Source organism: Mesorhizobium sp. M0060, assembly GCF_040323155.1.
In the GTDB taxonomy this organism is placed as follows: domain Bacteria; phylum Pseudomonadota; class Alphaproteobacteria; order Rhizobiales; family Rhizobiaceae; genus Mesorhizobium.
Genome location: NZ_JAMYUP010000068.1, coordinates 21,687 through 28,189 on the forward strand (window position 1 = coordinate 21,687; position 6,503 = coordinate 28,189).

The following is a 6,503-nucleotide window of genomic DNA, read 5'->3' on the forward strand; positions in this document are numbered from 1 at the left end:
TGGGAAATGAAAACAAATCGTGCTGGATAAGTAAAATTCAATAACTTTACTTTGGCAGTAAAAAAATTTTAGTATTGCCATATGAGAAACCTCACGCTCAAGCAATTCAAGACCGTTCAGGCAATCATCAGCCACGGAAGAATCGTCAGCGCAGCCAAGGCGTTAGGCCTGTCTCCTCCAGCGGTGACGATCCAGTTGCGGCAGGTGGAGGAGGAGTTCCAGCTGGCCTTGTTCGACCGGACGTCGGACGGCATGCGTCCCACTGCCGCGGGTCTGGCCTTCGTCGAGACGGCACAGGCCATCGAAGAGCGGCTTCGTCTGCTCGAAGACAAGATGGATGCGATCAAGGGCGTGCGCATCGGCAGCTTGCGGCTCGGCGTCGTTTCCACCGCCAAATATTTCGCGCCGCGGCTGATGGCCGGCTTCATGAAGGAGCATCCCGACATCGACATGCGGCTTGCCATCGGCAACCGCGCCGAAACGATCGACAGTCTGAAGAACCACGACATCGATATCGCACTGATGGGACGCCCGGCGAAGGAAGTCCCGGTGCGAGCTTCGGTTTTCGGCGATCACCCGCTGGTCATCATCGCGCCGCCAGACCACCCGCTTGCGTCGGCACGCGAGATATCCAAGGAACGGATCGCCGAGGAACATTTCCTCATTCGCGAGCCCGGCTCCGGCACGCGCATCTCGCTGGAAATATTCCTGAGCGACGTGCCCGGCCGCATCGACGATCTCGGCGTCGAGATGGGTTCGAACGAGACGATCAAGCAGGCGGTGATGGCCGGGCTCGGCATCGCCTTCATCTCTGCCCACACCATCGCTGCCGAAACCGAAGCCGGCCGGCTGGTTATCCTCGATGTTGTCGGCATGCCGATCCGGCGGCAATGGTTTTCGGTGATGCGCAGCGATCACGCGATCTCGCCGGCCATGGCGACATTCCACGATTTCCTGATGCGCAAGGGCGCGATGTATCTGCCCCTGTTCGGCAAACTCTATCTGCACACCGGAGCGGGATGACGTTGGACGGGCGAAATTCAACCTGAACGACCGCATACCGAAGGCCAAAGATCGTCGTGATAGCTGCGAAGGGAGTGGAGAACGCCCTGCGATCATTGGCGTTAGATTAGCGGCATGTTATGTTGCGGCGCGAAGGGGGGGCCACGTCCTTTCACACCCGTAAGCGATCTGTATGTGCGACCCCTGCAAATTGGTCGGTATCACGGAAACCTCCCGGGCATGGGGTTCGGGATTCGATGGGGACAAGGGGTAATGCTTTACACGCTCGTTATGATGGTCTGCCTGACGGATGTGCCGCAGACCTGTGAACAACGCGAACAGATGGTGGACGGCCTGGCGATGAATCCCGGGACCGCCTTCATGCAGGCGCAGCCGCTGGTAGCCCAGTGGATCGAGATGCATCCCGGTTATTTCGTGCAGCGCTGGCGCGTGCTGCCCGGCCAGGGATCGTGAGATCCGCCGCGAAGACCGAATGAGAGCTTATTTCTTCGCGGCGAGCGCGTCCGAGACAGTCTTGGACAATTGATAGAGCCGCTGCTCGATGATCGTCGGCACATCGCAGACGTAAGTCAGCGACTGTACGCGTTCAGTGAAAATTCGCGTTGCGAATTTCAGCTGTTCGCTTCGCCGTTCGATCTCGTCGGGATCTGCATCCGGCTTTGCTCGCAACGCATCGACGTCGGACGCTTCCTTGCGCAACGCGGCGGCCATTTCGAGCTGCTTGTGGGCGTAACGGGAAATGCCGGAGATCACGTGCGAACGCTCGGCGTCCATGTGATCGAACATGCCTTGCACCAGCATCGCCATTTTCGGTGCAAGCTGCTCGGCCGGCAGCGAGGCGGCGAAAACCTTGATCTTCTTTTGGGCTTCGGCAATCGGCATCCGCCGGGCTGCCACCTCCTCGACCAGGGCGGAGACGGCGGGGTCCTTCGACAAGTCCTTTGCCGCTGGCGGAAGCTCCGGCCCGTTCCAGATCTGGCCGAGCGAGAGTTGCGGCACCTTGCGCTGTATGCAAGGCCAGTCCGGATCGGTGTTCGCCGCCATGGCGTTCACGCCTGGCGCCAGCATGGCAACCACAGCCAGGCTGCGAACAAGGCTCATTCGTGCCATCAGGCATTTCCTCCCGTGTCCTGTTTGCGGGTCATCAGGCCGCGCGAAGGGTCGTATGCAATGATGGCGCCGGCAAAAAACAGCAGCGTGCAGCCGGCAACCACGCCCAACGACAGCCAGTCAACCTGGCCGTAGAAGGCGAAGCGGATCAGTTCGACGGCATAGGTGAACGGATTGGCGAGGCAGATCTTGTAAAGCAGCGGACTCGCCTCCTGGATGCGCCACAAGGGATAGAGGGCCGGAGAAGCGAAATAGCCGGGAAAGATGACGAAGTTCATGATGCCGGCGAAGTTTTCGAGTTGCTTGATCATCGAAGACAAAAGCATCCCGAGCGCGCACAGCATCATGCCCGACAGGAACAGCGCCGGCAGTACCGTGAGATAGCCGAGCGGCGGCGCCTTGACGCCCCAAAACCAGGCAACGATCAGAAACGCGTAAACCTGCGCGATCGACACGGCGACACCGGCGAGCATCTTCGACATCAGTAAGAACCAACGCGGGAAGGGGCTGACCAGCAGGGTGCGCATGTTGCCCATTTCGCGGTCATAGACCATCGACAGCGAAGACTGCATGCCCGAAAACAGCAGGATCATGCCGCACAGGCCCGGCGTGATGTAGACCTCATAGAGCACGTAGGTCTTGTAGGGCGGGATGATCGATACACCGAGCACCTGCCGGAATCCGGCTGCAAAAATGAACAGCCAGACAAGCGGCCGAACCAGCGAGGATATGAAGCGCTCGCGCTGGTGCAGGAAGCGCAGGCACTCCCGCAGGACGATCCCTTTGAGGCAAATGAGATAGTGGCGGAGGCCAAATTGTTCGAACTTCACCGGCGTGAGGGCGGCGACTTTTCCGGGCATTGCGGGAGCGCTCATGACGATATCTCCGCCATGTCGGCGGGTCCGATGCGGTTGAGCTTCGAAAAGGCATCGCGGATCGAATTGGCGCTCGTGGCCATGACGACGTCGGCGACCTTGCCCTTGGCAACCAGGTCGCCCTGCCGCAGCACGACGACATGGTCGCCGTCTTCAACCTCATCGATCAGATGCGTCGCCCACAGCACGCCAATGCCCTCGGTTTCGACGAGCTTGCGGATGGTGGCGAGAATGCCCGCACGCGACTGGATGTCGAGACCGACCGTCGCCTCGTCGAGCAGCAGCAGGGAAGGGCGGTGGAGCAGCGCCCTCGCGATCTCGATGCGCCGAATCTGGCCGCCGGAAAGACTGCGTGCCTTGTCATGCTGACGTCCCTGCATGTTGACTGTATCGAGCAGCGCGGCAATGCGCTGCCGGGCTTCGTGTCCGCCAATGCCATGCAGCGAGGCGTGGTAGGAGAGGTTCTGGTGGACGCTGAGGTCGAGGTCGAGCGTGCGTGCCTGGAACACGATGCCGACACGCCTGAGCGCTTCGCCGGAAGCGCGGCTGACGTCATGGCCGAAGATGCGGATCGATCCGCGGCGGGTGTCGTAAAGATGGCTGATCAGCGAGAACAAAGTTGTCTTGCCGGCGCCGTTGAGGCCGAGCAGAACGGTGAAAGTTCCCGGCGCGATCGAGAACGAGACGTCGTCGAGCGCCCGCTTCGGGCCATAGGAATGGCTGACGCCGGCAACATCGAGCGCCGCCACCTCGTCTCCAGGGCCGCTTGTCCTCACATGCTGCATGCCGCTGACTCCTTCGGGGCGTGCTGGTTATCTAGTGCACTTGCAGCAACCACGCGGCAAACATTCATCATGCCGGCCTCCCTGATAATCACTGCGGTCTATTGGGGCGATATGGCCACGCCCCAAGGCTGCTGGCCCACCGTGACCGATTGAACCGGCTCGTCGGTCGCCGTGTCGATGAAGGTGATGTCGTTGGAATTGCCGTTGGTGGTGATCAGCGTCTTCTGATCGGGGGTGAAGTCGAGATGCCAGACGCGCTGGCCGACGAGGATGTATTTTTCCACCTCGTAGGTTTCGGTGTCGATCACGGCGACATGGTTCGCCGGGCCGAGCGCGACATAGGCTTTCTTGCCGTCGGCGCTGATGGCGATGCCGACCGGCTGGATGGTTTCGGGCCGCAATCCCGCAATCGCGAACTGGATCTTCTTCACCACCTCGCGTTTGGAACTGTCGATGACGCTGACGGTGCCGCCGATCTCGGCACTGACCCAGATCTGTGATCCGTCGGGCTTGAATTGCGCAAAGCGCGGACGCGTGTCGACCAGCACATTGTCGGTCACCTCATGGCTGTCGGTGTCGATGAAATGCGCCATGCTGGTGGTTTCGGAGGTGTTGACCATGGTTTTGCCGTCGGGACTGACGGCCATGCCTTCAGGCTCCACGCCAACGGGAATCTCGGTCATGACTTGCTTGCGCTCGATGTCGATCGCGGTGACGAGATTGTCGTCCTCGTTGGCGACGTAGAGCGTCTTGCCGTCGGGCGAAAGCACGAACAATTCGGGATCTGGGCCGGAAGGCAGCGTGCCGACGATCTGCAGCGTCGCGGTATCGATGATTTCGATCGTATCGTCATCGCTGGCGCACAAATAGATGAACTTGCCGTCATGCGAGATGGTGATGCCGCGCGGCCTCTGGCCGACTTCGACGGTCTTCACCACTTGCATCGTCGCCGTGTCGACGACGGTTATCGTATTGTCTTTCTCGTTGGAGACATAGACCATGTAGGCCGACGCCGGATTGGCCATGAAGCCGGTTGCGAGAATGGCGAGTGCGCAAGCTCGTCTCTGCACGAAAATTCCTCCCGATTGGTTCTACTTAAGCACGCATTTCGTTTCCGGCTGATCGACGCCGAGCGTATCGAGCTCGGAGATCTGGTGGAGATAACCCTCCTGTGGCGATGTCGAGACGACCGATTTGGTATCGCCGAGCAGGATGGGCTGGCGAAGCTGATGGTTCCATTTGCGGAAGGTCAGCTTCTGTCCCTTGAAGGCGGCGACCGAGAAATCGTCCGAGCGGATGTAGTCGCTGATCTTCTTCGGATCGTCGCCATTGGTCCGCGTGCTGGCTTCGCCCACGGCCCGCACCGCCGTCCAGGCCGACATGTCCTTGGACAGCATTCGCCGGCCGGTCGTCCTCAGGAAACGGCTCTGCATCTGGATGCCGCCCCATTGCTCGCTCGCGGGATGCCAGGACGATGCGACAAGGCCGGCCGTGCCGGCGACCAGCCGCGGTGTCCAGGTGCGGTAGGGCACGTAGGTTCCGAACACCTCGCTCTCATCGGCGACAAGCACCACGTCATGCTCCGGCAGATCCTGTGTGAACACGGAGATCTGCTGCTGTATCTGAGTGGCACCGGTGTCGGTGCGGCGCGCCGTGCCGGTGTCCTTGAATTCCTTCTCGGCGACGATCTGACCGCCGAAGCGGGCCGCCGCGCGGCGCAACGCGTTCGCATAGAGATGATCCTGCTCATGCGAACCGTAGAGCAGCACCCAATTCGGCCATTTTTTTACCACGAGATACTGCGCCAGCGCGTCGGCAAGCATGCTTTGCGTCGGCGCGACATGGAAAATATTTATGCGGCAGTCTTCCTCGCGCAGGCTGTCGTCGGTGGCACCGACATTGAAGACCAGAACGCCCTTGTCGCGGGCGATGTCGGCGATCGACAGCAATTGCTTCGCCGAGAGGTCCGCGACCACATAGCGGTCACCTTTGGCAACCAGATCGTTGAACGCCTGAACCGCATCGGCGTCCGGCTTGATCTCGGTTATGTCGAGGCTGAATTTCTGGCTGAGAAACTTTCCTGTCGTATTGTTGTCGCCGATCGCCACATTGGCGCCGGCGACACCCTCGTCGCGTGGCGGCAGGTCCAGCAGGGAAAGCGCCAGTTGCGGCGCGTAGGCCCGCAAATAACCTATCTTGATTTCTGTCATCTTTTTTTCCGGCCTGTCCGTTGCAGCCGGTTGCTTGCCCGTCACTTCCTGGGCCATCACGTCCGGAACGTTGGCGGTCTGGGAAAAAAAGCACAAAAAGGCCGCGAGAGTGCCTGGCACCGCGCTCGTCATCGATAAAACTGCCCGTTCTTGCACTAAAGTCCGATTGTTCCCGGACCAGCGCGAATTCAAGGTGCCCACGATGAGCTTAGCGGACCCACAAAATTTATCAAACCCCTGCAAGTGGACTTACGTGTCTGCTTTAGTCCTATGCCTTTTCGCGGGGATACGGCGGTGACTGAGCGGATCGCGGTCTTCGATTTCGAGATCATCCGCAGCAATGTCGGAAGTGAAACTTTGTCGATTGCCTTGGGAGGATTGCCTGATGAAAACCCGTGCCGCAGTCGCTGTCGCCGCCGGAAAGCCGCTGCAGATCATGGAGGTCGACCTCGACGGTCCTCGTGATGGCGAGGTGCTGGTCGAGATCAAGGCAACCGGCA

The 6,503-nt window shown here is 60.2% G+C and carries 7 protein-coding genes and 1 pseudogene; 3 read left to right on the top strand and 5 right to left on the bottom strand.

The annotated features are described in order from the left end of the window. Positions 1 to 81 precede the first annotated feature (81 nt). Together NKJ94_RS32300 and NKJ94_RS32305 are read left to right on the top strand one after the other, a co-directional pair. Positions 82 to 1,023 carry a LysR family transcriptional regulator gene (locus NKJ94_RS32300; RefSeq protein WP_352531215.1) on the top strand — a complete coding sequence of 314 codons (942 nt, stop codon included), beginning with the start codon at positions 82 to 84 and terminating at the stop codon, positions 1,021 to 1,023. Between the two features lie 252 nt (positions 1,024 to 1,275). Then, entirely contained in the window at positions 1,276 to 1,476 is a 201-nt protein-coding gene (locus NKJ94_RS32305) for a hypothetical protein (RefSeq protein WP_352531217.1), read from the top strand. A 27-nt stretch (positions 1,477 to 1,503) separates the two neighbouring features. On the opposite strand, the gene NKJ94_RS32310 is transcribed toward NKJ94_RS32305, so the two are convergent. The 5 genes from NKJ94_RS32310 to NKJ94_RS32330 form a co-directional block, all read right to left on the bottom strand. Then, positions 1,504 to 2,133, bottom strand: coding sequence for a hypothetical protein (locus NKJ94_RS32310; protein ID WP_352531219.1), 630 nt, complete (start codon positions 2,131 to 2,133; stop codon positions 1,504 to 1,506). Beyond that, entirely contained in the window at positions 2,133 to 2,993 is an 861-nt protein-coding gene (locus NKJ94_RS32315; protein WP_352531231.1) for a lanthanide ABC transporter permease protein PedC, read from the bottom strand. Before NKJ94_RS32315 ends, NKJ94_RS32310 begins: the two co-directional genes overlap by 1 nt. Before the next feature lie 11 nt (positions 2,994 to 3,004). After that, entirely contained in the window at positions 3,005 to 3,793 is a 789-nt protein-coding gene (locus NKJ94_RS32320) for a lanthanide ABC transporter ATP-binding protein PedB/LutE (RefSeq protein ID WP_352531221.1), read from the bottom strand. Between the two features lie 98 nt (positions 3,794 to 3,891). Beyond that, the gene (locus NKJ94_RS32325) at positions 3,892 to 4,863 is read right to left on the bottom strand and encodes a YVTN family beta-propeller repeat protein (protein WP_352531223.1); all 972 of its coding nucleotides are present in this window, start codon (positions 4,861 to 4,863) and stop codon (positions 3,892 to 3,894) included. A 21-nt stretch (positions 4,864 to 4,884) separates the two neighbouring features. Next, positions 4,885 to 6,003 carry a lanthanide ABC transporter ABC transporter substrate-binding protein PedA1 gene (locus NKJ94_RS32330; protein WP_352531225.1) on the bottom strand — a complete coding sequence of 373 codons (1,119 nt, stop codon included), beginning with the start codon at positions 6,001 to 6,003 and terminating at the stop codon, positions 4,885 to 4,887. A 385-nt stretch (positions 6,004 to 6,388) separates the two neighbouring features. Between NKJ94_RS32330 and NKJ94_RS32335 the strand changes: the two are divergent. Then, positions 6,389 to 6,503: pseudogene (locus NKJ94_RS32335) on the top strand (S-(hydroxymethyl)glutathione dehydrogenase); the annotation flags it as partial.